Source organism: uncultured Microbacterium sp., from assembly GCF_937927635.1.
Lineage (GTDB): Bacteria > Actinomycetota > Actinomycetes > Actinomycetales > Microbacteriaceae > Microbacterium.
This window is the reverse complement of the sequence record NZ_CALBRW010000005.1, coordinates 1-22886: the sequence shown is the minus strand read 5'-3', so window position 1 is coordinate 22886 and position 22886 is coordinate 1. Positions and strand designations below refer to the sequence as shown.

The following is a 22886-nucleotide window of genomic DNA, read 5'->3' as shown; positions in this document are numbered from 1 at the left end:
GACGGCATCGAGGCGCGGATGTACTGGCCCGAGGTGGGCTGGGTGGGTCCGCGCGAGCTGGTGCTGCGCCGACTGCTGCCGCTGGCGGCGGAGGGGCTGGATGCCTATGGCGTGGAGTCCGCGGTGCGCGATCGCTACCTGGGCATCATCGAGCAGCGCTGCCTGACCGGCCGCAACGGCGCCACCTGGCAGCGTGCCGCCGTGGCCGCTCGTGAGGCCGCGGGAGAGTCACGCGCCCAGGCCCTGCACGGCATGCTCGACGAGTACCTCGAGCGCATGCACTCCGGCGACCCCGTGCACACCTGGGGCTCCTAGCCCCGCCCACCTCCGTCGAGAGCACGGGACCTCGTCGAGTGCACGGGATCTTCGCGTGAAGGAGCCGTGCGCTCGGCGACATCGCGTGCTCTCGACGGTAGATCGGGGGTACTAGCTCAGGATCTCCGTTGTCGTGCGCAGCGTGAGCTGCGGCGGATACAGGGCCATCACGTGCAGGGCTGCGGCGTGGTTCGAGGCAGTCGAGCCTGCGCAGGCGTCTGTCGCGATGGTGAGGCGGGCACCGGCATCCGCTCCTGCCAATGCTGTCGACAGCACGCAGCAGTCCGTCGAGACCCCGGCCAGCACCACCTCCGCGCCGCGTCCGACGATGGCCTCCAGCTCAGGTCCCCACTTGCCGAACGTCGGCAGATCCAGGGTGGGATGGGGAGACAGACCCACAGCATCCGGAACCAGGTCGTAGAGCGCATCGGATGCCGGCCTGTCGGCGAACGGCCAGGCGGCGAAGTACTCGCCCCACGACGTGGACCTGTCGGCGGTCGGCATCCAGCGCGTGACCAGCACGTTCTCGCCGTGCGCGTCGGCCAGCAGCCGGATGTTCGCCATCGCGTCGGCGAAGAACGGCGAGCCCCACTCGGAGTCGGGGGAGGCGAAGATGTTCTGCGGGTCGATGACGACCAGCCAGCGACTGCTCATCCCTGCTCCTGGCGGCGGATCTTCCCGGCTCGGAGCACCCAGGTCACGACGAACGACAGCACCAGCGCGAACAGCACGCCCAGGTTCGCGTAGCCCCAGTCGTCCATCCACCCGAACGCCCGCAGGAAGTAGCCCTGCCAGTCGTTCCACGGGGTGTGCTCGATCTGGTTCATCACGAAGCCCCAGCCGATTCCGGTGGCGACCAGCATGGTGATGATCGACGTCCAGTCGAATGCGCCGTAGCGGCCGCGCGAGTCGAACAGCGCCTCTTCGTCGTAGTCGTGCCGGCGCTGCAGGATGTCGGCGATCAGGATGCCGGCCCACGACGCCATCGGCACGCCCAGCGTGATGAGGAACGACTGGAACGGCCCGATGAAGCTCTCGGCGAAGAACACCACGAAGATCGTGCCGGCGGTGAGGATCACGCCGTCGACGCCGGCCGCGGCGGGCCGGGCGATGCGGATGCCCAGGCTCAGCAGCGTCAGACCCGAAGAATAGATGCCCAGCACCGCGCCGGAGACCAGTGTGAGGATCGCGACGATCAGGAACGGCACGAGGATCCAGGTCGGCAGCAGGGTGGCCAGGGCTCCGATGGGATCGCCGCCGACGGCATCCGCCAGCTTCTGGTTCGACCCCGCCAGCAGCAGGCCGAAGAAGACCAGGATGATCGGCGCCACGGAGCCGCCGATGGTGTTCCAGGCGATGATCTTCGAATCGGATGCCGTGCGCTTCTGGTACCGCGACCAGTCGGCGGCGATGTTGATCCAGCCCAGGCCGAACCCGGTCATCACCATCACCAGCGCGCCGATGGTCTGCGCGAGCGTTCCGTCGGGGCGCGAGAACGCGGCCGCCCAGTCGATGCTGTTGAAGGTGAGGATCAGGAACAGGATCGTCATGATGCCGGTCAGCCAGGTGAGCACCGACTGCAGCTTCATGATGGTGTGATAGCCGAGCACGGATGCCGCGACGATGAGAGCCGCGACGGCGACGGTCGCGATGATCTTCAGCGCCGTGCCCTGGTCGTCGGCGCCGAGCCAGCCGAGGCTGCGGAACACCGTGGTGGTGGCCAGCACGGCGGTGATGGCCAGGGACGTCTCCCAGCCGATCGAGGTCAGCCACGACACGATGCCTGGCAGCTTCTGCCCCTGCACGCCGAACGCCGCGCGCGAGAGGATCATCGTCGGCGCCGAGCCGCGCTTGCCGGCGATGGCGATCAGCCCGCACAGGAAGAACGACACGACGATGCCGATCACCGACACCAGTGTGGCCTGCCACAGTGAGATGCCGAAGCCCAGCACGAACGAGCCGTAGCTCATGCCGAACACCGACACGTTGGCCGCGAACCACGGCCAGAACAGGTCGCGCGGCTTGGCGGTGCGCTCGGACTCGGGGATGATCTCGATGCCGGTGCGCTCGATCAGCGTCGAGGCCGGGATCTCGGATGCCGTTGACATGGCTCCATTGTGCATGGTTCTTCTGGTCAGAGCGACCTTATGCGCGGGGTGATTGCGAGGTCAGCGTCCGAGCAGCGTCGTCAGGGACTCCAGTGCGCCGTCGGCCACGCGGAAGAACGCCCAAGTACCGCGCTTCTCGCGCTCCAGGAAGCCGGCCTCCGTCAGAACGCGCAGATGGTGGGAGACCGTCGGCTGGCTGAGCCCGAGTGGTTCGGTGAGGTCGCAGACGCATGCCTCGCCGTCGGCGTGTGCGGTGATCATCGACAGGATCCGCAGCCTCGCCGGATCGGCGAGGGCCTTGAGGGAGGATGCCAGCGATGCGGCGTTCTCGACGGTCAGCGGTTCGCGAGTGAGCGGCGCGCAGCAGGACTGCAGGTCGCGCAGGGGGATGAGCTCGTGAACCGGCATGCCCTGATTCTGCCGCACATATTGACAGTCGTCAATATTTGCGTGACGATCGACAGTGTCCATATATCGACACTCATCGATGAAAGGAGGTGTGCCATGGAGGACTGCTGCGAGATGGGCTGCGAGATGCTGCCCGACGGCTCCTGCGCCGAGGGCTGCTGCTGAGGTGCGAGCCCCCTGAACCCGTCGCGAGCGGTGCGGCGGGTTCAGGCGGTCAGTTCGGCGATCAGGGCCTCGACACGCGAGCGGATCTCGTCGCGGATGCCGCGCACGGCTTCGATGCCCTGCCCGGCCGGGTCGTCGAGCTGCCAGTCCTCGTAGCGCTTGCCGGGGAAGATCGGGCACGCGTCGCCGCAGCCCATGGTGATCACGACATCCGCCTGCCTCACGGCGTCGACGGTGAGCAGCTTCGGCGCGCCGGACGTGATGTCGATCCCGGTCTCGGCCATCGCCTGCACCGCGGCGGGGTTGATCGCATCCGCAGGCATCGATCCCGCCGAGCGCACATCGATGCGATCACCGGCGAACTCCTGCAGGAAGCCGGCAGCCATCTGCGAGCGCCCGGCGTTGTGCACGCACACGAACAGCACGGTGGGAAGGGTGGTCATGACATCTCCTCGTGAGTGACGGCTGGGGAGGGCTGAACGGCGGATGGGGAGCGCTGGGCGGTGTCTGCGGGGAAAAGTGCGACGGTGAGCAGCATCCCGACCGCACCGCCGATCAGCTGCGCGACGAAGAACAGCAGGCCCGAGAGCGGGGCGATGCCGGCGAAGGTGTCGGTGAAGACGCGGCCGAGCGTCACAGCCGGATTCGCGAATGCGGTGGAGCTGGTGAACCAGTACGCGGCGCCGATGTAGGCGCCGACCGCGCACGCGATGGCGACCACGCTCTGCTCGGCGCGGATCATCCCGATGATCAGCAGCGTCAGGCCTGCGGTGGCGACGATCTCGCCGAGCAGGGTTCCCGCTGTCGCTCGATCGTGCACCGCGATCGCGGCCGGCACCTCGAACATCGCGTTCGCCAGCAGCGCGCCTCCGACGCCGCCGAGCAGCTGGGCGACGATGTAGGCAGCCGCTGCCGCGGGGCGCTCTGTTGCCGCAGCATCGCGTCGCAGGAGCGAATCCGCGATCGTGATCACCGGGTTGAAGTGCGCGCCCGAGACCGGGCCGAGCAGCACGATGAGGACCGCGAGGCCCAGCGCTGTCGCTGTCGAGTTCTCCAAGAGGCGGAGCCCATGATCCGAGCTCAGACGCTCCGCGGCGATGCCCGAGCCGACGACGACGGCGACGAGCAGGCCCGTGCCGAAGAATTCGGCAGCGGCGCGGCGAGGCAGGGGAACTCGATTCATGGCATGATCATCTTGACGGACTCTTATAGCTCAGTCAATATTGAGGCAATGCTGATTGAGAGAAGTGCCCCGCTCGAGGCGCGAGCACGCCGCCACGCCGCGCTCGCCGACCCCGCCAGGCTGCGCATGGTGGATCTGCTCTCGCTCGGTGATCTCTCGCCGACCGAGCTGCGGCTGCACCTCGGGATCACGTCCAACCTGCTCGCACATCACCTCAAGGTGCTCGAGCGAGAGGGCATCGTCGCGCGGGTGCGGTCCGAGGGCGATGGCCGTCGCTCTTATGTGCGCCTAGATCCGACGGTGCTGGCCGATCTCGGCCAGGCGGGCGCTATCGATGCCACGCGCGTGGTGTTCATCTGCACGGCGAACTCCGCGCGCTCGCAGCTGGCCCGGGCGATCTGGAATGAGAGCAGCTCCGTCCCGGCCGTGAGCGCGGGGACCCATCCGGCTCAGCGCGTCGCCCCCGGAGCGGTCGCGGTCGCCGGGCGGCACGGGCTCGATCTGAGCGGTGCCGTGCCGGTGCTCGCGGAGGGCCTCGTCACCGCATCCGACCTGATCGTCACCGTCTGCGACCGCGCCCACGAGGAGTACCCCGTGGCCGCCCTGCACTGGTCGGTGCCCGACCCTGTGCGGGGCGGGGAGCGCAGGGCCTTCGATGCGGCCTTCGACGAGCTGGAGGAGCGGGTCGCCCGTCTCGCGCCGTATGTCCGTCTGGCGGCGTGACAGTCACACGCCCCCCCGGCATGCCCGGGTGTCAGCCGGCGAAGAAGGCGCGGGCCACGCGGGAGAGGGCGTGCAGATCGCTGACGCCGGCGAGCTCGCGCGCGGAGTGCATGGAGAGGATCGGGATGCCGATGTCGACCGTGCGGATGCCCAGGCGCGTGGCCGTGATCGGGCCGATGGTCGAGCCGCAGGGAACCGCGTTGTTCGACACGAACTCCTGATAGTCGACGCCCGCGCCCTCGCACCAGCCGGCCCATGCGGCGGCGCCCACGGCATCCGTCGCATATCGCTGGTTGGCGTTGATCTTGAGGATCGGGCCCGAGCCCAGCACCGGCTGCACGATCGGGTCGTGCTTGTGCGCGAAGTTCGGGTGCACGGAGTGGCCGACGTCGCTGGAGAGGTGCCAGGATGCCGCGAACGCGCGGCGCCGGTCTTCGGCATCCGCGCCCAGCCCCGCGTACACGCGCGCCAGCACATCCTCCAGGAACGGCCCTGCCGCGCCGGAGCGCGAGGCGGAGCCGAGCTCTTCGTGATCGAACGCGGCGAGCAGAGGGATGATGCCGGTGGCGGAAGCGCCGTCGGCAGCCTCGATGAGCGCGACCGCGCCGGCGTGCACCGAGGCGAGGTCGTCCAGCCGGCCGGCAGCGAAGAACGCGTCGTCCTTGCCGAACACCGCGCCGCGGGCGGCATCCGCCACGACGGCGTCGTACCCGCGGATGTCGGCGGCGTCGACGCCCGCGGCATCGGCCAGCTCGGCGAGGACGTCGGCGGATGCCGCATCGCCCAGGCCCCACACCGGCTGGGTACCGGTCTGCTTGTCCAACGCGAGACCGTCGTTGACGCCGCGGTCGAGGTGGATGGCCAGCTGCGGAAGCCGCAGCAGCGGCCCGGTGGCAGCCAGCACGACACGGCCGTCGGCCAGTGCGAGACGTCCCGCCAGGCGCAGCTCGCGGTCGAGCCACGAGTTCAGCAGCGGCCCGCCATACACCTCGACGGCGGCCTGAAGCCAGCCGTGCGAGCCGGTGGTCGGCTTGGGCTTCAGTTTGAAGCCGGGCGAGTCGGTGTGCGCGCCCAGCGCGTGCACCGGCGTGGTGGCGGTGGCATCCGCCGGCACCACCCAGCCGATGGCCGCACCGTCGCGCACGACGACGAACCTGCCACCGGGCTGCGCAGGCCACGCATCGGTCTCCTCGAGCCGCGTGAACCCGGCATCCTGCAGGCGTCGGGCGACCTCTTCGGCCGCGTGATAGCTCGACGGCGACGCGGCGATGAAATCTGCGAGGTCGGAGGCGTGGGCGAGGGCGGCGGTGCTGACGGGCATGCCTTCGAGCTTAGCGAGCAGAGCCGTGGGGGCTCGGGGCGAAGCCGACGGGCGGCCAGCGCCTCAGCGGAAGTCGACGAGCCCTGCGTGCGCTGCGGTGACGAGGATCTGCACGCGGTCGCGCACATGCCACTTGGCCATGATGCGACCCAGATGCGCCTTCACCGTGCCCTCCGAGACGATCAGCGACTGGGCGATCTCGGCGTTCGACATGCCCTGCGCCAGACGCTCGAGCACCTCCGCCTCGCGTTCGGTCAGCATCTCGAGCGCCTCGGCCGCGCCGGCCTCCGGCTCGGTTTCGCGAACGTGCTTGACCAGCAGCGAGGCGATCCGCGGCGACAGCGAGCTGGCGCCGCTGTAGACCTCACGGACGCCGTCCAGGATGCTCTCCGCGCTGGAGTCCTTCAGCAGGTAGCCGGATGCGCCGGCGCTCAGCATCGGCAGCACCGTCTCGCTCCCGTCGAGCGTGGTCACCGCGAGGATGCGGATGTCCGGCCAGCGCTGGATGATGGCGGCGGTGGCCTCGATGCCGTTCATCTCCGGCATCTGCACATCCATCATCACCACGTCGGGGCGGTCGTGCTCCAGGAAGTCGATGGCCTCGAGTCCGTTCTCCGCCTCGCCGATGACCTCGACCTCGTCGCCACGGGAGACGAAGTGCGACAGCGCAGAGCGCACGAGAGGGTCGTCATCGACGATCAGGACGCGGATTTCCGGCATGCGATCAGCTTAACTGCGGTGGTCGAGGGGCGAAGCATGGCGCCACAGTCCCTCGGCATCTATAGACCTTTGGCTAGTCAAGTCTGGTCGCAGGTTCAATGTGATTTCGTGCGCCAGCCGTCAGGATCAATACGTACCTAAACGTAAGACCACATCATGGGGGTGAATGACATGACGTTCTGGGAGCAGCTTGCACGCGTCCTCGGTATCTACCGCTAAATCTACCCTGTCCATAGGGGATACTGTAGCTATGCCGTTTGGTCTATCGGCCCGGAGAGACACCGGCATTCAGAGCTTCAGCCAGGCAGAGAAGCTCAATACTCTCGAGCGCATCGCGCTTCTGTCGATCATCGCCATCCTCGTAGGCGTAGACATCGTCGGTTCTTTTATGGTCGACGGAGTCCAGATCGGCCCTTCGATTCTCAGCGTCGCGGCGACTGCCGTCTTCGCCCTGTACATCTGGTCGCCCATGCTGGCGACTGGAGCACTAGGAATCGTCTTCATCCTGTCGTTCTTCGCAGGCACCGACACATCGGTGCTCGTCGCCGTGGCGGTCGCCGCAGGGCTTGTCCTGCGACTCGGCCGGACGGCACTGGTTCTCACATACGCAGCTGGCTTTCTCATCGCGGCGACGGTCGTCGCGTATGGTGACAGGGCGGTGCCGGTGAACATCGGCATCTATCTCGTCATCGCGACTGTCGCCGGCGCCGTTGGATATGCGTTGCGTTTCGGCGCGGAACGCGGCCGTGTTCTCGAGCACGAACTCGCCGAGAGCGCGGAGCAGGAGCGACAGGCCGTTCTCGCCGAACGGCGCTGGATCGCCGGCGAGCTGCACGACAGCATCGCCCATCACCTCACCGTCGTGGCTCTCCACGTGCAGATGCTCGACGACCCGACCGTGAGCGCGCAGTCGCAGGAGGCCATCCGAGTCGCCGCGCGCAAGGCCATGGCCGATCTCCGCTTCGTCATCGAGCTCGCCGACGACGGACCCCGCGCATCCGAGGTCCCCACCGGAGATCTCGGCGAGGCCATCGACGAGGCCCGGACGGAGATCTCCGCGGCCGGTCATGAGGTCGTGGTCGAGGGCGACCCCCTCGACGAGCGGATCCCGCGCATCGTGGACATCGTGTTCGCGCGCATCGTCCGCGAGTCCGCCACGAACATCCTCAAGCACGCCGGAGCAGGCGAGGTCGCCATGCGGCTGCAGATCGACGACGAGCATGCGACCCTCAGCATCCGCAGTCCGCTTCCGACCACCCCGCGTCGCGACCTCCCGTCCAGCGGCACCGGACTGAACCGCATGGCCGAACGGGTCATCGGCGCGAGCGGCGAATTCACGGCGGGACCGGTCGACGATGCCTGGGAGGTGTCGGCGCGCCTGCCGATGACGTGAAGATTTGGACGAAAGTCCAATGAAGTCTCGCCTTTCGGATCTGTCATTTGCGAGGGGGCCGGGCTTAACCTGGTGTCTCCCCAGATAAGCGTCCCCAGCGCTGCGATCGCGAGCGCGATCTTCAAGATTCTTCTGTACCCCACGCGCTCGCGATCGTTCTGTGTGACAGGGCCACCTGCCCGCTCCGGCCCTTCCGGATGCCTCGCTCCGGCGTCCCTGGACGGCTGTCGAGCCGCGAGGGAACCCTTGGTGAACGAGCGCTGAACTCTGCTCGCAAAGGCGAAGCTTCAGGATCAGCGGGTGTCAGAGTCTGTAGCGGAAACCTACCGACAGCTCTGAAAGGCCAGCATGCAGCGCCGTGCTCTCCCCAGTCCCGCAGGCACGGGTCCCGTGCTCCGCATTCCGGTGAGCTGAGCGCGATGACCACCCCCGGGTCCGTGCCATCGCCCGTGCTCGACCGTTCCGCGCAGCCGGCATCGCACAGGGCCCCGCGGACCGACATCGTGCTGCGACCGGCGGCGACGGCCATGGCATTCCTCGGCGCGGGACACCCGCACGAGGAGATCGCTGTGCCGGGGGTCGCGCTGGCCGCGCATGACGTGCTGGTGGCCATCGAGCTGTCCACGATCTGCGGTTCCGACGTGCACATCGTTCAGGGCCGGCGCGCAGCGCCCGTACCGGTGGTGCTCGGCCACGAGAGTGTCGGCCGGATCCTGGCCATCGGGGCAGGGGGAGTGGATGCCGCCGACGGCACGCCCCTGCACATCGGGGACCGCGTGATCTGGTCGGCCACCGTGTCGTGCGGCGTCTGCGACAGGTGCCGCTCCGGGCTCACGCAGCACTGCCGCGAACTCGGCGAGTACGGCCATGAGCGCATCGCCCCGCACCGCGAACTCACGGGAGGCTTCGCCAGCCACGCGCAACTGCGCGAGGGGACCGTCATCGTACGGGTGCCCGAGCACCTGCCCGCATCGGTGCTCGCACCGGCGTCCTGTGCCACAGCCACCGCCTGGGCCGCCGTCGACGCCGCGGCGCGCACTCGTGACCTGGAGGGTGCCAGGGTGCGCGTGCACGGTGCAGGGCTGGTCGGGCTCTCGGCCGCAGCCATCGCCCGCTCCCGCGGCGCGATCGTCGACGTGAAGGACCCGGACCCCGCCCGTCGTGAGCTGGTGCACTGGTTCGGCGCCGCCTCTCGAGCCGAGGGCGTGCCGGATGTCGTGATCGAGGCATCCGGTGACGCGGTCTCCGAGGCGCTCTCCGAGGCGGCCGTCGGCGGGGTGGTGGTGCTGGTCGGTGGTGATCTCCCCGCCGAACCCGTGCCGCTGGATGCCGGGTCCCTCAGACACCGGCTGGTCACGATCGTCGGCGTGCATGGCTGCGCCCGCGCCGACCTGTCGGCTGCCGTGTCGTTCCTGGCGGGCCCGGGTCGAGCGCACCCGTTCGACGAAGTGGTCAGCGCCGTGCATCCGCTCTCCGAGATCGATCGCGCGCTCGCCGCCGCCGCCGTTCCCGACGCACCCCTGCGCATCGCCGTCGCCCACCGCTGATCCGTCGGTGCGGACGCGGGACGGCAGGCATGAACCTCAGGAGTGAGCGAGCAGCCAGGCGCCGAACGATGTCGGCAGGATGCGGGCGTCGGGACCCGGGACCAGCGCCTCGCGCTCCAGGCCGCCGCCGAAATACATACCCGTGGGGCCGGCGTGCACGACGCGGTGGTCGCCCGTGGCCAGCAGGGCGCGGGAGACGAACTCGGCCAGCGGCATCCTGTCGGGGCCGGCGACGTCGAGATCGGCGCTCAGAGCCTCGCCGAGGGCCAGCTCCACGAGCAGATCGGCCACATCCGCGCCCGCGCAGGGCTGCACCAGGGCATCCGGCAGCGTGACCACACCGTCGGCCTCCGCCTGCGCGGCGATGGCCGGGGCGAACTCGAAGAACTGCGTGGCGTGCACGATCGTGCACGGCACGGCAGACTCCCGCACGGCCCGTTCACCCGCGACCTTCCCCGCGTAGAACGGCACATCGTGGCGGTCGGAGCCGACGATGCTCAGGGCCAGATGATGGCGGATGCCGTGCTCGCGCTCCGCGCGCAGCAGGTTCGCCATCCCGCTCGTGAAGTACTCGTGCACAGCATCCGGGGCGGTGGCGCGCGGCTTGGAGACGTCGATCACGACCCGGGCGCCCTGCAGCACGGCATCCAGCCCCGCACCGGTCAGCAGGTCGACGCCGGTGCTGGGAGATGCGGCGACGGCATCCCGCCCGCTCTCGCGCAGGCGGGAGACCGTCTTCGCGCCGATCTGCCCTGTGCCACCGACCACGACGAACTCAGCCATGCCTCCAACGTACGCCGGCTGGAGCCGAGGGAGCCCCGATCACTTCTGCGTCGGGATCGCTCCCGTCGACGGATAGTCCGGACGCTCGTTCTGCCGGTGCTGGTGCGTACCCTCGCCGCCCTCGCGCCCGCCGTACGGGCGACCGTGGTCGGCGAACTCGTCGCGGCTGAACACCAGCGTCCACTCCCCGATGGTGAAGCGGGCGCCGGTGCGCAGCGTCTCGGTCCGTGCACCGTCCTTCGCATCGAGGTCGTTGGCGTTCATCGTGCCCGGGGCATGCATGGTCAGCACGAACTCGTCGCGCTCGTCGTGCACGATGGTCGCGTGCAGCGGCGCGGCGCCCTCGAGCTGCAGCGTGCACCCCGCATCCGACCCGATCGTGACCTTCATGTCGGCGAGATGGTGCACCGACCGATCCTCGTCGTGCCGGGAGATCAGCAGATGGGGATCCCCCGCACCCCAGTCGGCGTGCGTCGTCGTCGGCGCGTAGCCGTGCAGTCGCTCAGCCATGGCCCTTCCTCCTATCCGTGGATGATCCTCGGGTCGGCGGGAGGTGCTCCCGTCGACCCTCTCAGAAGGTCGCGGTAAGCCTTGACTCAGAGGGTACGCGCGTGCGTGCGGGAAGGCCAGGGGGTGGCATGATCATCCGGTTCGGCCGAGGATGGGCGGGCGAAGAGAGGAGCACGACATGACAGAACCCGAGATCCACACCTGGTGGCCCGGCCTCACCGCGGAGGCCAAGCATGCACTCGACATTCTCGGCGGCGAGACCATCCCCGACATCGTCCGCGACGAGGTCGAGATCCTGACGGGCGTGCGCATGCCGAGGGAAGAGCAGCTCACGATCCGCGACCTCGAGTTCATTCGCACGCAGGGCGAGGTGGTCGACTGAGCAGCCGCTCAGCCGTTGCGGACCTCCCACTCCCGTCCGTCCGTGGCCGTGGCGTCCGGTCCGCCAGCACGCTGCGCAGGGTAGTCGGGGCGCTGCGGCTGCGCGGGCTGATCCGACAGTTCTCCGCCCTCGCGGCCGCCATAGGGACGGCCATGATCGGCGAATTCCTCCCTGACGAACACCAGCGTCCAGCCGGCGACGGTGAAGCGGGCACCCGTGCGCAGGGTCTCGCTGCGGTCATCGGTCCCCGCGTTCATTTCGCCCTCGCCGTGCATCTCGAGCACGAACTCGTCGCGATCATCGTGCGTGATCGTGGCGTGCAGGGGATCGGCACCGGCGAGCAGGAGCTCCGAATCCGGCGCCGATCCGAAGCGGACCTGATCGGCGGTGAGGGGGAAGACCTCGCGGACGTCCTCCTGCGAGACCAGCAGGCGAGGATCGCCGGCTCCCCACCTGGCGTGCGTGGTGGTCGCGTCGGCCGGACGCCTGCTCAGGTCCTTCTCCATGGCCTCCTTGTCGGCACGCATGTCCGCCTCCTCTGTCAGAGCGTGATCTGCTCGACGGTCTCGCCGGTGTCGCTCGGGGCGAGGCTGCGGGCGATGTCGGCTTCGGCGACGATCCCCACCAGCACGTGATCGTCGATCACGGGGACGCGGCGGATCTGGTGCTGCTGCATGAGGGCGAGCACCTCGCGCACGTCGTCCTCGGCGTCCACCAGCACGGGTCGTCCCTCGGCGAGCATTCCCGCTGTGGTCGTCTCGGCGGACCGTCCGGTCGCGATCGCCTTCACGACGATGTCGCGGTCGGTCAGCATGCCCTTGAGCTTGCCGTCGTCGCCGCAGATCGGCAGGGAGCCGATGTCCAGATCTGTCATCAAGCGCGCGGCCCGCTCCAAGGAATCGTTCTCGCCGATGCATCGCGCACCCGGCGTCATGATGTCCTTGACTCGGATCTCGGTCGTGAGTGTCATCATCTCTCCTCGTCTCGTGTTCGATGAACCGACGCTACGGAGCGCACCGCCCTCGCCGTAGGGGGTTGACAGGCGTCTGCGCCGGCGTCAAGGGGCTGGTCGGCGCATCGCCGTGGACCCAGGATCGGAGGCGTTCGACGCGACGAGGAGGACAGGATGATGCGGACTCATGATGATCAGGCAGGTCCCGGACCGGCGATCGTCTTCTGGCTGTGGATGACGGTCACCGCGGGCGGTCTGGCGGTCATGCTGGTGATCGTCGTCGGGGGTCGATGACCATGCGGCGGATGCTGCGCGACAACGCGCTGGGACTCTTCTTCCTCCTGCTCTTCCTGCTCGCGCTCGGCGGGCAGGCCGTTGCGGGATATTTCCGCCAGGTCGAGGAGATGGCCGAGCACGGCCGAGCTGCCGTGGACTTCCTGAGCTTCGTCGTCTCGCCGGACTTCGTCGTTGACGTCGCGGAGAACTGGCAGTCGGAATTCCTGCAGTTCTCCCTGTTCATCGGCGCGACGGTCTGGCTCGTCCAGCGCGGCTCCCCCGAATCGAAGAAGCCCGGCGATGAGGGACTGGAGAGCGACGCCGATCAGCTGGTCGGCGAGCACGCCCCTGCGGATGCTCCGTCGTGGGCGAAGGCGGACGGCTGGCGGCGGACCGTGTACGGCAACTCCCTGCTGATCGTGATGGGATCGGTGTTCGTGCTGTCCTGGCTCATCCAATCGCTGGGCGGCAGCATCGTGGCAGGTGAGGAGGCGGTCATGCACGGGATGCCGGCGCCGACGTGGCTCGAATACGTGGCCTCGGCGGACTTCTGGAATCGCACTCTGCAGAACTGGCAGTCCGAGTTCCTCGCGGTCGGCACGATGGTGGCATTCTCGATCTACCTGCGTCAGCGCGGATCGGCGGAGTCGAAGCCCGTGGGCGCACCGCACCGGGTCTCCGCCGTCGAGTCGGAGTGACGCTCAGCTGTCGTGGCGCTGATTCGAGCCCATCCATCCACGACGCCGGAACAGCAGCACGGCGACCACGTCGAGGACCACGGCGCCGATCAGGACGAGCACCCAGCCATTCCCGGTGTGCAGCAGCGGCATGTCTTTGAAGTTCATGCCGTAGAGACCCGCGACCACGGTCGGCAGCGCGAGCAGCGCCGCCACCGCGGCGATGGTGCGCATGTCGCGGTTCTGCCGGGAGGACACGTTGCTCTCGTGGCTGGAGACGACAGCATCCAGCGTCATCCGCTGCGTGGAGAGCAAGTCGGCGATTGCAGTGAGGTCGCTGCGCATGTGCCGGAAGAACGTGCGCAACCCGGGGTCGTCTTCGAGCAGCTCGCCCAGTCCATCGGAATCGGCCTCGAAGCCCTGCCGCAGGGCGGACGCCGCGCGGTCGAGGTGCCCGATGCGCCTGCGCAATCGGTAGATGCGCTCGTAGTCCTCCTCGACATCGGGGTCGAACACCTGCGTCTCCACCTGATCGAGTTCGCTCTCGATCGAGGCGACGGTGGCCTCGTAGTCGCAGACCACGGCGTCGAGGATACGATAGGCGGCGCCCAACGGCGTCGCGCCGGTGGGATCATCGCGTTCGACCAGCGGTCGCAGCGCCCGCGCCGGTCGGTCACCGTCCCACTGCACCGTCAGAAGCCCGGTGCCGCCGGTCAGGATGATGATCTCGCCGGGGCGCTTGGTCACCTTGTCGGGGTCGATGTCCCATGCGATGACGAACAGCCGCCCGTCCAGCACCTCCAGCTTGGGAGGCCGCCCGTGCTGGAGAGAGTCCTCGCGGAGTGCCGGGTGGGCGGCGAGGCGCCTCACCTCGGCCAGCACGTCGTGCGGATCGCGATCGACGAGGCCGACCCAGGTGAAGGCGCCGACCGCAGCCTTCGGCGCTGACTCCTCAGGGGTTTCGGTCACGCCGCGTTCCGGCCGGAGATCACCCTGATCAGCCAGGCGATCACCGCCAGTGCGAGCAGTACCAGACCCACCCAGAGCAGGAAGTTCAGCGACTGCACGAGACCACCGGTGATTGCGAGGATGATCGCGACCACCGCGATGATGATGAACAGGAGGTTCATGTCGATCCCTTCGTCACGCGGGGCGGAGATGCCCCGGCATCCGCTGAGAATACGAAGACGCGGATGCCGCGAGAAGGGGGTTGACGGCAGGTGCTCGCACCTGCCATCGGTTCACTCCGACCGGACGTCGTCGGGCTGGGCGCCTGCGTCGGCCTGGGCGTCTCCGTCGGGCTGGGCGTCTCCGTCGGGCTGGGCCATGTCCTCGGGCACCATCATGATCCCGCCGCTGGTGTTGGCCGAATGCGCCATGGCCGTGATCCACTCCGCATGGAGTTCGGACGGTTCTGGAGCTTCGAACACGAAGCGCAGCGGGATGGACGGATGCAGCCAGATCGTCGAGCGCCCCGGCTCGTCTCCCTCGGGATGCCGCCACGAGAGCGTGAAGCTCTCGTTCCGTCTCAACTTGGTCGCGATGACGACCTTGAGGTGCGCGAGAGCACGGTCCTCGATGCGGATCGGATCGGGAGTCGCCCCGTAGTAAAGCAGGCCCATGTCGCCTAACGTAATCCGTGGCGGTCGTAGCCGGAAGGCGGTCCGCGACCAGACGGAGGCGGAATGGGCAAGTTCATCTACGAGGGTGGCGTCAAGGCCGAGTTCGAGGACCGCGCGCTCACGCATCTTCAACTGGTGATCACCGCGAAGCTGCGGCGCGGTGAGCCGTTCCCGTTCACCTGGCGCGAGGACGCCAGCATCGGCGGGGGCCGCAGCACGGTCTGGCTGCATCCCGGCAGCTCGCTTGTCTTCAAGTACTACGGCAGCCGTCAGCCGGTCATCAACCGCGGGTGGACCGAGGCTCTCGCGTTCACGGCGAACTCCCCGGGCGGCCTCTACCTCGTACCCGAGCCGCCGGATGCAGGCGAAGGCGGAATCGCAGCGGATGAGCTGCAGGCGCCCCACGAGGAGGGATGAATCCCGCGGCACGCTGAACCTGCGAGGATCCGCTCGTCAACCCCGGCGCGGAGTCGGCGCGGCCTTCTTCTCCCCGGATTCATCATGATCGGGGTCGTCCGCGTGCGTCTTCCGAGTGCTTTCCTCTTCCGAAGTGTCGTCGGTCCCGGTGCCGTCGTCCCTGGTGCCGTCGTCCTGGCGTCGAGGTTGAACGTGCTCCGGCATCATGCCTTCGTCGATGCCGCTCATCATGGCGTCCCCTCCTCGTCCGGAACATCTCGTGGGTCCGACATGAGATCTCCTTCCTCCGTGTGCGTGTCGTCCACTGTGCGCCACGCGCGAGGGCTGCGGATGCCCGTTGACACGTCCCTCGCGCACGCGTAGGGCGCCCCCGCGCGCTGAAGGCCGCGGCTGCGACTGTCAACCCCCTGGGTCGGGAGCCGGCGCCGTGCGACTGTCATCTCACACAGTCCAGAGAGGGAGACGCGATGAGCGACAGCATGAGGGATCCTCGCGAGGAGTTCCGGGATGAGCCGTTACCATCCCAGGAGCAGGACCAGCCGGGCAGCACGGAGGAGACCGAGCCCGAGCCCGACCACGGCGAGACCGAGTACGTCGGGCATGATCGGCTGCGCGGTCGCCACGCGCTGATCACCGGAGGGGATTCGGGCATCGGGCGGGCCGTCGCCATCGCCTTCGCGCGAGAGGGCGCGGACGTCGCCATCGCGCATCTCCCGGATGAGCAGGGCGACGCGGACGACACGCTCGAGGCTGTGCGTCGCGAGGGCAGGACCGCGGTGAGCATCGCAGGCGATCTGCGGGACGAGCAGTTCGCGACGGATGTCGTGTCGCGAACCCGAGAAGGGCTCGGCGGCCTGGACATCCTCGTGCTCAACGCCGCATTCCAGCACGACATCGACGACTTCGGCGAGCTCCGCACCGATGACATCCGCAGCGTGTTCGAGACGAACCTGCTGGGGACCATGGTCACCGCCCGCGCGGCGTACCCGGATCTGGAACCCAGCGCCAGCATCATCGTCACCTCATCGATCCAGGCGTTTCAGCCCTCGCCGGGACTGATCGACTACGCGATGACGAAGGCGGCGCTGGTCGCGTTCGTGAAGGCGCTCGCCGAGGAGGCCGGCCCGCGCGGCATCCGCGTGAACACGGTCGCACCAGGGCCGGTCTGGACCCCGCTCATCCCCGCGACGGGCTGGAGCGCCGAGAAGCTGAAGAGCTTCGGACGGGACACGCCCCTGGGCCGACCCGCGCAGCCTTCCGAACTCGCCGGAGCATATGTGTACCTGGCCTCGGATGAGGCGACGACCTACGTCTCCGGTGCCGTGCTGCCCGTGACAGGGGGGAAGGCGCTATGAGCACCACGCTCTCCGACCGTCCGAGCGCGCCCGTGCCGCGTGGCGACTGGGAGCTGACACCGCTCGGCCACGACAGCTGGCGGGTGTGCGACCGCGCGCGTCGGCAGGGCGACGCGGACTGCCTGATCGCCTACGTGGAGCGCAACAGCACCGGGAGTCTCGATGTGCTGTGGCTGCGCAGACCGTGCCCGCGCGTGACGCGGTTCCGTGACGTCAAGCACATGCTGGATGCCCTCGACGAGGCGATCATCGCGGCAGCCGATCGTTCGCGCGCGCCGTCGCCGATCCGCCACCTGCCGCCGAGGTGACCATCACGAGTCCGTGGGCGGGCTCTCCACGTGCTCGTCGATGAGGGCGATGCCGCCGCTGGTGTTCGCGGAGTGCGCGAGCTCCTCGATCCACTTTCGGCTCAGCGGCGGCGCCTCGGGCTCGTCGAACACGAACCTCAGGGGGATGGATGGATGCAGCCAGATGGTGCTGCGTCCGGAGTCGATGCCTTCGGGGTGCTTCCACGACAGGGTGAAGCTCTCGTTGCGGCGCAGCTTGGTGGCGATGACCACCTTGAGATGAGCGAGAGCGCGGTCCTCGATGTGGATCGGGTGGACGGCGTCTCCGTAGAACAGGCTTCCCATCGCCGGCTCAGCGTCGATCGCGATCGCGGACGAGATGGGGCTGGGTTGAACGATGCACGGGTCCTCCTGGAGCGTTGCCCGATCCGCTGGAGAACGGCGGGCTCGTGAGGAATCTATCCCGGTTTCCGCGGCGTGGGCGTCGGGGCGCGGGTGCGGCGGGCATCGCGCGGCGCGCGGCGCGGCGGGCATCTCGAACGAGCTGTACGTGCCCGTCAGCGACCCTCGCTGACCCTCGGGCTGGACGACCGGGCCGTCGTGGATGCATGCGGCGTAGCCTCGGTGCCATGACTGATCTTCGCGAGCTGCTCGGCATCCGGCATCCGATCATCCTGGCGCCCTTCGGCGGGCTGTCGTCGGTGGCCCTCACCGCGGCCGTCAGTGACGCCGGCGGGCTGGGGTCGTACGGGCTGTACGGCTACGACGGGGAGCGGATTCGCACGACCGTCGCCGCACTGCGCGAGGCGACGAGCGCTCCTTTCGCGCTGAACATCTGGCTGCCCACCGGCGATGAGGTGCGGCCCGGGTCGGAGCACGAGGGCTACGCGGCAGCTCTGGATGCGTTCTTCGCCGAGGTCGGCATCGAGCGCCCGCCACGACCGGATCGGTACCTGCCGTCGCTCGACGAGCAGCTGGAGGCGATCTGGGAGGCCGCGCCCGCGGTGCTGAGCGTCGTGTTCGGCGTGCCGTCGGCGTCAGTCGTGGAGGAGGCTCATCGTCGCGGCATCCGCGTGATCGGCACCGCGACCACCGTCGCCGAGGCCGTCGCGCTGGCCGACGGCGGAGTGGATGCCGTGGTCGCGACGGGCTCCGAGGCGGCGGGGCACCGGGTGTCGTTCCTCAAGCCCGCGGAGGACTCGCTGGTCGGGCTGATGTCGCTGGTCCCGCAGGTGGCCGACGCCGTGGATGTGCCGGTCATCGCCGCGGGTGGCATCGCCGATCGGCGCGGTGTCGCGGCGGCGTTCGCGCTGGGCGCCGCGGGCGTGCACGTGGGCACGTCGTTCCTCGCGACGACGGAGTCGGCGGCCAACGCTCCTCACCGGGCCGCGATCCGCTCGACCGCTGCGGACGGCTCGGTGCTGACCAGAGCGATGAGCGGGCGGTTGTCGCGCGGTGCGCCGAATCGCGCGGTGCGCGAGATCGAAGCATCCGGTGCCATCGCTCCGTTCCCGGCGCAGAACTGGCTGACCGGCCGTTTCCGCGCCGTGGCCGGTCCGCGCGGGATGGGTGAGCTGCAGTCGCTGTGGCTGGGTCAGTCCGCACCTCTGGCGCGCGGTGGCGCTGCCGCCGAGATGTTCGCCGAGCTGCTGGCGGGCGTGCCCGCCTGACCCATTGATGTTAGCCAGATACTTGGCTATTATGGCTACATGTCCACATACAGCGTGCTCGACGCGCGCAACAACCTGTCGCGCCTGATCAGCGATGCTCGGTCGGGGATCGAAGTGGTGATCACGAATCGAGGTGTCCCCGTGGTCCAGATGGTCCCGGTCGGGCGGGTGGATGCCGTGCTGAACGGCCCCGCGCTCGTGGAGTGGCTCGCATCGGATCCGCTGCCGGAGCGGCTTCGGCGCAGTCCGGCCGAACTCGACGCTCAGATCGCACAGGAGCGCGATTCATGGGACTGATCTACCTGGATGCGTGCATGCTCATCTACGCGATGGAGGACAGCGGTGCTCGCGGCGACACGGTCCGCAGGGCCATGGCAGGCGCCACAGGTTCGCTGGCGACGAGTGCGATGGCGATCCCAGAATGCCTGGTGGGTCCTTTGCGTGAGAAGAACAGGGAGTTGGAGTCCAGGTATCTCGAGATGTTCGAGCGTCTCGAGCACATCGAGCTGAGCGCGGACATGTTCGTGAGGGCGGCAGAGCTGCGTGCGGATTTCGGCATCAGGACCCCGGATGCCGTGCATCTCGCGGCCGCCCAGCTGACCGGCTGCGAGCAGCTGTGGACCAATGACAGGCGGCTGGCGGCGGCATCGCACGGGCTCGCCGTCGACATCCTGTCCTCCTGATCTGGCGGGCGTGCCCGCCCGATTCCTGGTCAGTGCCTGCGGGCGGCGCGCAGCGGCGCGAGGGCGCCGTCGAGCTCGAGCAGCTCGGTGAGCATGGCCTGCAGCAGCGACTGCTGCGAATCACGGGGCGTGAACTCGCCGTCCTCGACCTGCTTGACCGCCCACGCCAGCTCGACGTTGGCGGTGGTCGGCACCAGGCCCAGCGCCATCTCCGGCACGCGCAACGCCGTGGTTCCGCGGGTGCCGCCCGAGATCCCCCCGTAGCTGACAGTGCCCAGTGGCTTGCGCCACCACTCCTGATGCAGGTGATCGAGCGCGTTCTTCAGAACGGGGGAGTAGCTGAAGTTGTACTCCGGCTGCACGAACACGAATGCGTCGGCTGCGGCCACCCGTTCGCTCCAGGCGATGGTCGAGGCCTGGGTGTACTTGTGCAGCTTGGGGTGGTTCGGCTCGGTCATCAGCGGCAAGGCGATCTCCTTCAGATCCGCCCAGTCGATCTCGAATCCGCCGTGCTTCTCCACCTCGTTCCGAACCCACTCGGCGATCGGCAGGCCGATCCGGCCCTCCCTGACGCTTGCGACCACGATCATCAGCTTCGGCATGCGGCTCCCTTCGATCAAGAGTTCGCTGTATCAGGGGCTTCTGCGAACTTGCAGCCGTTTCGTGAGACCTGATCGCGCCTGCATCCCTCGCTGGAAATTCTAGTGTCCACCACTCGTGGGTGCGTCCCGTAGCGTGGTGTCATTTCCCGCGGGGTCATCGCCGTCGTAGACGGTGGAGGGCCACCGTGGGATGACCTGTTGTTTCCGGCAAGAAGCAAAGAAGAGATCCCACGATGACCCAGAACCAGTCTGCCTTGACGACCCTGATTTCCGAAGTCCTCACCGACGCGGACCTCGCGCACTCCGACGTGTTCCGGCGGATGCTGCAGGCCGGCCTGCAAGACCTCGTCGACGCGGAAGCGGCGTCGAAGATCGGCGCCGGCCGTTACGAGCGTACGAGGGAGCGGACCACGCGTCGCAACGGCACCCGCCCGAAGACCCTCGCGGCACCAGCCGGGGAAGTCGATCTCGCTATCCCGAAGCTGCGGGAGGGATCGTTCTTCCCGAGCCTGCTCACCCCGCGCCGTCGGGTCGACAAAGCCCTCTACGCGGTGATCTGCCAGGCCTGGATCGACGGGGTGTCCACGAGGAAGGTCGACCAGCTCGTGCGTGCGCTGGGCAACGACAACGGCATCTCCCGCTCGAGCGTGTCCCGGATCTGCTCCGAGATCGACGAGCAGGTGCACGAGTTTCTTTCCCGGCGGATCGAGCACACCTGGTTCCCTTACCTGTTCCTCGACGCGACCTATCTCGACGTCCGTGTCCGCGGGCGGGTCGTATCCCAAGCGCTCGTCGTCGCGACCGGCGTCTCCGGCGAGGGCCGGCGGGAGATCCTCGGGATGGCGCTCGGAGATGCGGAGACCACTGACTTCTGGACCGAGTTCCTCCGCTCGTTGCGCGAGCGCGGCCTGAAGGTTGCGACCGATGCTGACCCGCTCGGGGTGACCCTGGTCACCAGTGACGCGCACGCCGGTATAAAGGCTGCGGTGAAAGCGATCCTGCCCGGAGCGGGCTGGCAACGCTGCCGCGTCCATTTCGCCCGCAACGTCACGCAGCGTCTGGGCTCGGCACGTTCAAAGCCCGTCAACGCGTTGATCTCCACGATCTTCGCGCAGACCACCACCGAGGCCGTGACCGGCCAATACCGGCAGGTCGTGGAGAGCCTGCGCGGGTCGTTCCCCGAGATCGCGACCATGCTCGAGACCACTGAGACCGACCTGACCGGGTTCGCCGCCCTGCCCCGCGAGCACTGGCAGAAAGTCTGGTCGAACAACCCCATTGAACGCCTGAATCGGGAGATCAAACGCCGCGCCGACGTCGTCCAGATCTTCCCCGACCGCGACAGCGTGACCCGACTGATCGGCGCCGTCCTGCAAGAGCAGCACGAGGAATGGCAATACGGCGAACGCCGCTACCTGAACCGTCCCAGGTTCTGTGCCGCTTCTATGTGGGGAGCGGCTCTCGGGCGAGGGCTGCGTAGTAGGCGGCCTCGTATTCGTCGGGGCTGACCATTCCGAGGCTACCGTGGAGGCGGCGGTGGTTGTACCAGTCGACCCAGCCGGCCGTCGCGTACTCGACGTCCGCGACGGTCTTGTACGGGCCGTCGTGGAAGATCGTGGTGCGCACGCATTCGGCTTTGTAGAGCCCGTTGATCGTCTCCATGAGGGCGTTATCGTACGCGTCGCCGACCGATCCGATCGACGGGGAGATGCCCTCGAGCGCGAGGTGCTCGGTCAGCACAATCGACGTGTATTGAGACCCGCATCGGAGTGATGCCGCAGTTGTCCGGGCCCGACGGGGTGCCCTTGACGGTCGCGTTCCCACAGCGCCATCCGCAGCGGGATCATGACCAGATCGGTGTGCTTGGTGGTCTGCGCGTGCCAGGCCACGATGCGTTGCGAGAAGACGTCGAGGATGAACGCGACATACACCCAGCCCGCCCAGGTGCGGACGTAGGTGAAGTCCGTCACCCAGGTGTGATCGGGCCGGGGCGCGGTGAAGTCCCGGTTCAGCAGGTCCCCGGCACGCACACCGTCTTTGCCGGGGATCGTGGTGCGGATCGCCTTCGCCCGCGTGATCCCGACAAGACCCAGCGCCCGCATCGCCCGGTCCACCGCCCCACGAGAGACGTCCCCGATTGCGGTGCGGCGGATGAGCGCCGTCATCTTCTTGCGCCCATACAGGCCCTCGGGCGTCATCCTGCGGCGTGTCGTCCCATCAGCAAGCTCCTCGACGCGCCAGGCGACATCACGGACGGCGCCTTCGACGAGCGCGTCGGTGACGGTCCGGGCGGACACCCGACCTTGCCGCCAGGCCCGGTAGGTGCGCGCGGCGACCTGCACGCCCTGCTCCCGCAGGACCCGCACGATCGACTCGACCGCGTGACCTTCCGACCTCAGCTGGTCGATGAATCCCATGATCAACGGTTGCGGGAGTCGAGTTCTCCCGCGAAGAAAGTCGTCGCCGCTTTCAGGATCGCGACGTCCTCACGCAGCCGCTTGTTCTCTGCCTTCAGCCGGCGGATCTCGGCATGCTCTTCGCTGGTCTGTCCGTCACGGTCACCGGCATCGATCTCGGCCTGGATCACCCACCGTCGCAACGACTCCGCCCCCACACCTCCTGACGGGCAACGGCCGCGATCGCCTTCGCGGTCGACGGGTACTCGGCCCGGTGATCGCGCACCAGCCTGACAGCTCGCTCACGGAGCACGGGATCAATCTCCTTCGGCATAACGGCTCTTCGGAATCAAGGGTGTAGGTGGGGTCTGAATCCTCCGGCTTCGAGTAG

28 protein-coding genes and 3 pseudogenes are annotated in these 22886 nt (G+C 68.3%); 13 read left to right on the top strand and 18 right to left on the bottom strand.

Going from position 1 to position 22886, the window contains the following annotated elements; all coding sequences use genetic code 11:
• A pseudogene (locus tag Q0568_RS01685) lies at positions 1–315 on the top strand (glutamate--cysteine ligase); the annotation flags it as partial.
• 111 nt (positions 316–426) lie between these two features.
• Here the strand turns inward: Q0568_RS01685 and Q0568_RS01680 are convergent.
• The 5 genes from Q0568_RS01680 to Q0568_RS01660 form a co-directional block, all read right to left on the bottom strand.
• On the bottom strand, positions 427–969 hold the full coding sequence (locus tag Q0568_RS01680) for a cysteine hydrolase (RefSeq protein WP_298861213.1): 543 nt from the start codon (positions 967–969) through the stop codon (positions 427–429).
• Positions 966–2423 (bottom strand): cytosine permease, encoded by a 1458-nt coding sequence (locus Q0568_RS01675; protein WP_298861210.1) that lies wholly within the window; start codon positions 2421–2423, stop codon positions 966–968. The genes Q0568_RS01680 and Q0568_RS01675 overlap by 4 nt, the downstream gene beginning before the upstream one ends.
• Before the next feature lie 60 nt (positions 2424–2483).
• Entirely contained in the window at positions 2484–2831 is a 348-nt protein-coding gene (locus Q0568_RS01670) for a metalloregulator ArsR/SmtB family transcription factor (RefSeq protein ID WP_298861207.1), read from the bottom strand.
• A gap of 206 nt (positions 2832–3037) precedes the next feature.
• A complete protein-coding gene (locus tag Q0568_RS01665; protein ID WP_298861204.1) occupies positions 3038–3439 on the bottom strand; it encodes an arsenate reductase ArsC in 402 nt (133 codons plus the stop codon).
• Positions 3436–4179 (bottom strand): aquaporin, encoded by a 744-nt coding sequence (locus tag Q0568_RS01660; RefSeq protein WP_298861201.1) that lies wholly within the window; start codon positions 4177–4179, stop codon positions 3436–3438. Before Q0568_RS01660 ends, Q0568_RS01665 begins: the two co-directional genes overlap by 4 nt.
• 48 nt (positions 4180–4227) lie before the next feature.
• On the opposite strand from Q0568_RS01660, the gene Q0568_RS01655 reads away from it, so the two are divergent.
• Positions 4228–4902, top strand: coding sequence for an ArsR family transcriptional regulator (locus Q0568_RS01655; protein ID WP_298861199.1), 675 nt, complete (start codon positions 4228–4230; stop codon positions 4900–4902).
• 31 nt (positions 4903–4933) lie between these two features.
• On the opposite strand, the gene Q0568_RS01650 is transcribed toward Q0568_RS01655, so the two are convergent.
• Both Q0568_RS01650 and Q0568_RS01645 read right to left on the bottom strand, forming a co-directional pair.
• Complete coding sequence (locus Q0568_RS01650; protein WP_298861197.1) at positions 4934–6223, bottom strand: M18 family aminopeptidase; 1290 nt, start codon at positions 6221–6223, stop codon at positions 4934–4936.
• Positions 6224–6286: 63 nt separating this feature from the next.
• A complete protein-coding gene (locus Q0568_RS01645; RefSeq protein WP_298861194.1) occupies positions 6287–6943 on the bottom strand; it encodes a response regulator transcription factor in 657 nt (218 codons plus the stop codon).
• Positions 6944–7193: 250 nt separating this feature from the next.
• Here Q0568_RS01645 and Q0568_RS01640 point away from each other — a divergent pair, with 250 nt between their 5' ends.
• Positions 7194–8336: a histidine kinase gene (locus tag Q0568_RS01640; protein ID WP_298861191.1), complete on the top strand. Its 1143-nt coding sequence runs from the start codon at positions 7194–7196 to the stop codon at positions 8334–8336.
• 419 nt (positions 8337–8755) lie between these two features.
• Entirely contained in the window at positions 8756–9883 is a 1128-nt protein-coding gene (locus tag Q0568_RS01635) for an alcohol dehydrogenase catalytic domain-containing protein (protein ID WP_298861187.1), read from the top strand.
• Positions 9884–9919: 36 nt separating this feature from the next.
• Here Q0568_RS01635 and Q0568_RS01630 read toward each other — a convergent pair whose 3' ends face one another.
• Together Q0568_RS01630 and Q0568_RS01625 are read right to left on the bottom strand one after the other, a co-directional pair.
• The gene (locus Q0568_RS01630; RefSeq protein ID WP_298861182.1) at positions 9920–10666 is read right to left on the bottom strand and encodes an SDR family oxidoreductase; all 747 of its coding nucleotides are present in this window, start codon (positions 10664–10666) and stop codon (positions 9920–9922) included.
• 39 nt (positions 10667–10705) lie between these two features.
• Positions 10706–11176 (bottom strand): FHA domain-containing protein, encoded by a 471-nt coding sequence (locus Q0568_RS01625; protein ID WP_298861179.1) that lies wholly within the window; start codon positions 11174–11176, stop codon positions 10706–10708.
• Positions 11177–11354: 178 nt separating this feature from the next.
• On the opposite strand from Q0568_RS01625, the gene Q0568_RS01620 reads away from it, so the two are divergent.
• Positions 11355–11558 (top strand): hypothetical protein, encoded by a 204-nt coding sequence (locus Q0568_RS01620; protein WP_298861176.1) that lies wholly within the window; start codon positions 11355–11357, stop codon positions 11556–11558.
• An 8-nt stretch (positions 11559–11566) separates the two neighbouring features.
• On the opposite strand, the gene Q0568_RS01615 is transcribed toward Q0568_RS01620, so the two are convergent.
• Together Q0568_RS01615 and Q0568_RS01610 are read right to left on the bottom strand one after the other, a co-directional pair.
• Positions 11567–12085 (bottom strand): FHA domain-containing protein, encoded by a 519-nt coding sequence (locus tag Q0568_RS01615; RefSeq protein ID WP_298861173.1) that lies wholly within the window; start codon positions 12083–12085, stop codon positions 11567–11569.
• 14 nt (positions 12086–12099) lie between these two features.
• Positions 12100–12528: a CBS domain-containing protein gene (locus Q0568_RS01610; RefSeq protein WP_298861170.1), complete on the bottom strand. Its 429-nt coding sequence runs from the start codon at positions 12526–12528 to the stop codon at positions 12100–12102.
• Positions 12529–12800: 272 nt separating this feature from the next.
• Here Q0568_RS01610 and Q0568_RS01605 point away from each other — a divergent pair, with 272 nt between their 5' ends.
• Positions 12801–13484: a DUF6766 family protein gene (locus Q0568_RS01605; protein WP_366941310.1), complete on the top strand. Its 684-nt coding sequence runs from the start codon at positions 12801–12803 to the stop codon at positions 13482–13484.
• Between the two features lie 3 nt (positions 13485–13487).
• Here the strand turns inward: Q0568_RS01605 and Q0568_RS01600 are convergent, their stop codons facing one another.
• From Q0568_RS01600 to Q0568_RS01590, 3 genes are all read right to left on the bottom strand, one after another.
• The gene (locus tag Q0568_RS01600; protein WP_298861168.1) at positions 13488–14432 is read right to left on the bottom strand and encodes a CorA family divalent cation transporter; all 945 of its coding nucleotides are present in this window, start codon (positions 14430–14432) and stop codon (positions 13488–13490) included.
• Positions 14429–14593, bottom strand: a complete 165-nt coding sequence (locus Q0568_RS01595) for a hypothetical protein (protein WP_298861163.1) — start codon at positions 14591–14593, stop codon at positions 14429–14431. Before Q0568_RS01595 ends, Q0568_RS01600 begins: the two co-directional genes overlap by 4 nt.
• 111 nt (positions 14594–14704) lie before the next feature.
• A complete protein-coding gene (locus tag Q0568_RS01590) occupies positions 14705–15085 on the bottom strand; it encodes a hypothetical protein (protein ID WP_298861160.1) in 381 nt (126 codons plus the stop codon).
• Positions 15086–15148: 63 nt separating this feature from the next.
• On the opposite strand from Q0568_RS01590, the gene Q0568_RS01585 reads away from it, so the two are divergent.
• The gene (locus tag Q0568_RS01585) at positions 15149–15502 is read left to right on the top strand and encodes an ATP-dependent DNA ligase (RefSeq protein WP_298861158.1); all 354 of its coding nucleotides are present in this window, start codon (positions 15149–15151) and stop codon (positions 15500–15502) included.
• A gap of 36 nt (positions 15503–15538) precedes the next feature.
• Here Q0568_RS01585 and Q0568_RS01580 read toward each other — a convergent pair whose 3' ends face one another.
• Positions 15539–15733: a hypothetical protein gene (locus tag Q0568_RS01580; RefSeq protein WP_298861155.1), complete on the bottom strand. Its 195-nt coding sequence runs from the start codon at positions 15731–15733 to the stop codon at positions 15539–15541.
• Positions 15734–15969: 236 nt separating this feature from the next.
• On the opposite strand from Q0568_RS01580, the gene Q0568_RS01575 reads away from it, so the two are divergent.
• Complete coding sequence (locus Q0568_RS01575) at positions 15970–16857, top strand: SDR family oxidoreductase (RefSeq protein WP_298861152.1); 888 nt, start codon at positions 15970–15972, stop codon at positions 16855–16857.
• Positions 16854–17165: a hypothetical protein gene (locus Q0568_RS01570; RefSeq protein ID WP_298861146.1), complete on the top strand. Its 312-nt coding sequence runs from the start codon at positions 16854–16856 to the stop codon at positions 17163–17165. Before Q0568_RS01575 ends, Q0568_RS01570 begins: the two co-directional genes overlap by 4 nt.
• Before the next feature lie 3 nt (positions 17166–17168).
• On the opposite strand, the gene Q0568_RS01565 is transcribed toward Q0568_RS01570, so the two are convergent.
• Positions 17169–17489 (bottom strand): hypothetical protein, encoded by a 321-nt coding sequence (locus tag Q0568_RS01565; protein ID WP_298861143.1) that lies wholly within the window; start codon positions 17487–17489, stop codon positions 17169–17171.
• Positions 17490–17773: 284 nt separating this feature from the next.
• On the opposite strand from Q0568_RS01565, the gene Q0568_RS01560 reads away from it, so the two are divergent.
• Genes Q0568_RS01560 through Q0568_RS01550 form a run of 3 tightly spaced genes read left to right on the top strand, consistent with a single transcriptional unit; the run spans position 17774 to position 19497 of the window.
• Positions 17774–18814: a nitronate monooxygenase gene (locus Q0568_RS01560; protein WP_298861141.1), complete on the top strand. Its 1041-nt coding sequence runs from the start codon at positions 17774–17776 to the stop codon at positions 18812–18814.
• Between the two features lie 39 nt (positions 18815–18853).
• Positions 18854–19111: a type II toxin-antitoxin system Phd/YefM family antitoxin gene (locus Q0568_RS01555; RefSeq protein WP_298861138.1), complete on the top strand. Its 258-nt coding sequence runs from the start codon at positions 18854–18856 to the stop codon at positions 19109–19111.
• A complete protein-coding gene (locus tag Q0568_RS01550) occupies positions 19102–19497 on the top strand; it encodes a type II toxin-antitoxin system VapC family toxin (RefSeq protein WP_298861130.1) in 396 nt (131 codons plus the stop codon). The genes Q0568_RS01555 and Q0568_RS01550 overlap by 10 nt, the downstream gene beginning before the upstream one ends.
• A 29-nt stretch (positions 19498–19526) precedes the next feature.
• Here the strand turns inward: Q0568_RS01550 and Q0568_RS01545 are convergent, their stop codons facing one another.
• Positions 19527–20099, bottom strand: a complete 573-nt coding sequence (locus tag Q0568_RS01545) for an NAD(P)H-dependent oxidoreductase (protein ID WP_298861127.1) — start codon at positions 20097–20099, stop codon at positions 19527–19529.
• 233 nt (positions 20100–20332) lie between these two features.
• Here Q0568_RS01545 and Q0568_RS01540 point away from each other — a divergent pair.
• Positions 20333–21520, top strand: a pseudogene (locus Q0568_RS01540) (IS256 family transposase); the annotation flags it as partial.
• 22 nt (positions 21521–21542) lie between these two features.
• On the opposite strand, the pseudogene Q0568_RS01535 reads toward Q0568_RS01540, so the two are convergent.
• A pseudogene (locus Q0568_RS01535) lies at positions 21543–22829 on the bottom strand (IS3 family transposase).
• Positions 22830–22886 lie beyond the last annotated feature (57 nt).

What these genes read in the sequence shown, in the direction of transcription:
- Q0568_RS01550 (WP_298861130.1), top strand. Translation starts at nt 19,102, where the DNA reads ATGGGACTGATCTACCTGGATGCGTGCATGCTCATCTACGCGATGGAG.
- Q0568_RS01570 (WP_298861146.1), top strand. Translation starts at nt 16,854, where the DNA reads ATGAGCACCACGCTCTCCGACCGTCCGAGCGCGCCCGTGCCGCGTGGC.
- Q0568_RS01660 (WP_298861201.1), bottom strand. Translation starts at nt 4,179, where the DNA reads ATGAATCGAGTTCCCCTGCCTCGCCGCGCCGCTGCCGAATTCTTCGGC.
- Q0568_RS01625 (WP_298861179.1), bottom strand. Translation starts at nt 11,176, where the DNA reads ATGGCTGAGCGACTGCACGGCTACGCGCCGACGACGACGCACGCCGAC.
- Q0568_RS01560 (WP_298861141.1), top strand. Translation starts at nt 17,774, where the DNA reads ATGACTGATCTTCGCGAGCTGCTCGGCATCCGGCATCCGATCATCCTG.
- Q0568_RS01650 (WP_298861197.1), bottom strand. Translation starts at nt 6,223, where the DNA reads ATGCCCGTCAGCACCGCCGCCCTCGCCCACGCCTCCGACCTCGCAGAT.
- Q0568_RS01580 (WP_298861155.1), bottom strand. Translation starts at nt 15,733, where the DNA reads ATGATGAGCGGCATCGACGAAGGCATGATGCCGGAGCACGTTCAACCT.
- Q0568_RS01585 (WP_298861158.1), top strand. Translation starts at nt 15,149, where the DNA reads ATGGGCAAGTTCATCTACGAGGGTGGCGTCAAGGCCGAGTTCGAGGAC.
- Q0568_RS01590 (WP_298861160.1), bottom strand. Translation starts at nt 15,085, where the DNA reads ATGGGCCTGCTTTACTACGGGGCGACTCCCGATCCGATCCGCATCGAG.
- Q0568_RS01670 (WP_298861207.1), bottom strand. Translation starts at nt 2,831, where the DNA reads ATGCCGGTTCACGAGCTCATCCCCCTGCGCGACCTGCAGTCCTGCTGC.
- Q0568_RS01620 (WP_298861176.1), top strand. Translation starts at nt 11,355, where the DNA reads ATGACAGAACCCGAGATCCACACCTGGTGGCCCGGCCTCACCGCGGAG.
- Q0568_RS01635 (WP_298861187.1), top strand. Translation starts at nt 8,756, where the DNA reads ATGACCACCCCCGGGTCCGTGCCATCGCCCGTGCTCGACCGTTCCGCG.
- Q0568_RS01610 (WP_298861170.1), bottom strand. Translation starts at nt 12,528, where the DNA reads ATGACACTCACGACCGAGATCCGAGTCAAGGACATCATGACGCCGGGT.
- Q0568_RS01605 (WP_366941310.1), top strand. Translation starts at nt 12,801, where the DNA reads ATGACCATGCGGCGGATGCTGCGCGACAACGCGCTGGGACTCTTCTTC.
- Q0568_RS01645 (WP_298861194.1), bottom strand. Translation starts at nt 6,943, where the DNA reads ATGCCGGAAATCCGCGTCCTGATCGTCGATGACGACCCTCTCGTGCGC.
- Q0568_RS01615 (WP_298861173.1), bottom strand. Translation starts at nt 12,085, where the DNA reads ATGCGTGCCGACAAGGAGGCCATGGAGAAGGACCTGAGCAGGCGTCCG.
- Q0568_RS01655 (WP_298861199.1), top strand. Translation starts at nt 4,228, where the DNA reads ATGCTGATTGAGAGAAGTGCCCCGCTCGAGGCGCGAGCACGCCGCCAC.
- Q0568_RS01640 (WP_298861191.1), top strand. Translation starts at nt 7,194, where the DNA reads ATGCCGTTTGGTCTATCGGCCCGGAGAGACACCGGCATTCAGAGCTTC.
- Q0568_RS01630 (WP_298861182.1), bottom strand. Translation starts at nt 10,666, where the DNA reads ATGGCTGAGTTCGTCGTGGTCGGTGGCACAGGGCAGATCGGCGCGAAG.
- Q0568_RS01675 (WP_298861210.1), bottom strand. Translation starts at nt 2,423, where the DNA reads ATGTCAACGGCATCCGAGATCCCGGCCTCGACGCTGATCGAGCGCACC.
- Q0568_RS01595 (WP_298861163.1), bottom strand. Translation starts at nt 14,593, where the DNA reads ATGAACCTCCTGTTCATCATCATCGCGGTGGTCGCGATCATCCTCGCA.
- Q0568_RS01565 (WP_298861143.1), bottom strand. Translation starts at nt 17,489, where the DNA reads ATGGGAAGCCTGTTCTACGGAGACGCCGTCCACCCGATCCACATCGAG.
- Q0568_RS01555 (WP_298861138.1), top strand. Translation starts at nt 18,854, where the DNA reads ATGTCCACATACAGCGTGCTCGACGCGCGCAACAACCTGTCGCGCCTG.
- Q0568_RS01665 (WP_298861204.1), bottom strand. Translation starts at nt 3,439, where the DNA reads ATGACCACCCTTCCCACCGTGCTGTTCGTGTGCGTGCACAACGCCGGG.
- Q0568_RS01680 (WP_298861213.1), bottom strand. Translation starts at nt 969, where the DNA reads ATGAGCAGTCGCTGGCTGGTCGTCATCGACCCGCAGAACATCTTCGCC.
- Q0568_RS01575 (WP_298861152.1), top strand. Translation starts at nt 15,970, where the DNA reads ATGAGCGACAGCATGAGGGATCCTCGCGAGGAGTTCCGGGATGAGCCG.
- Q0568_RS01545 (WP_298861127.1), bottom strand. Translation starts at nt 20,099, where the DNA reads ATGCCGAAGCTGATGATCGTGGTCGCAAGCGTCAGGGAGGGCCGGATC.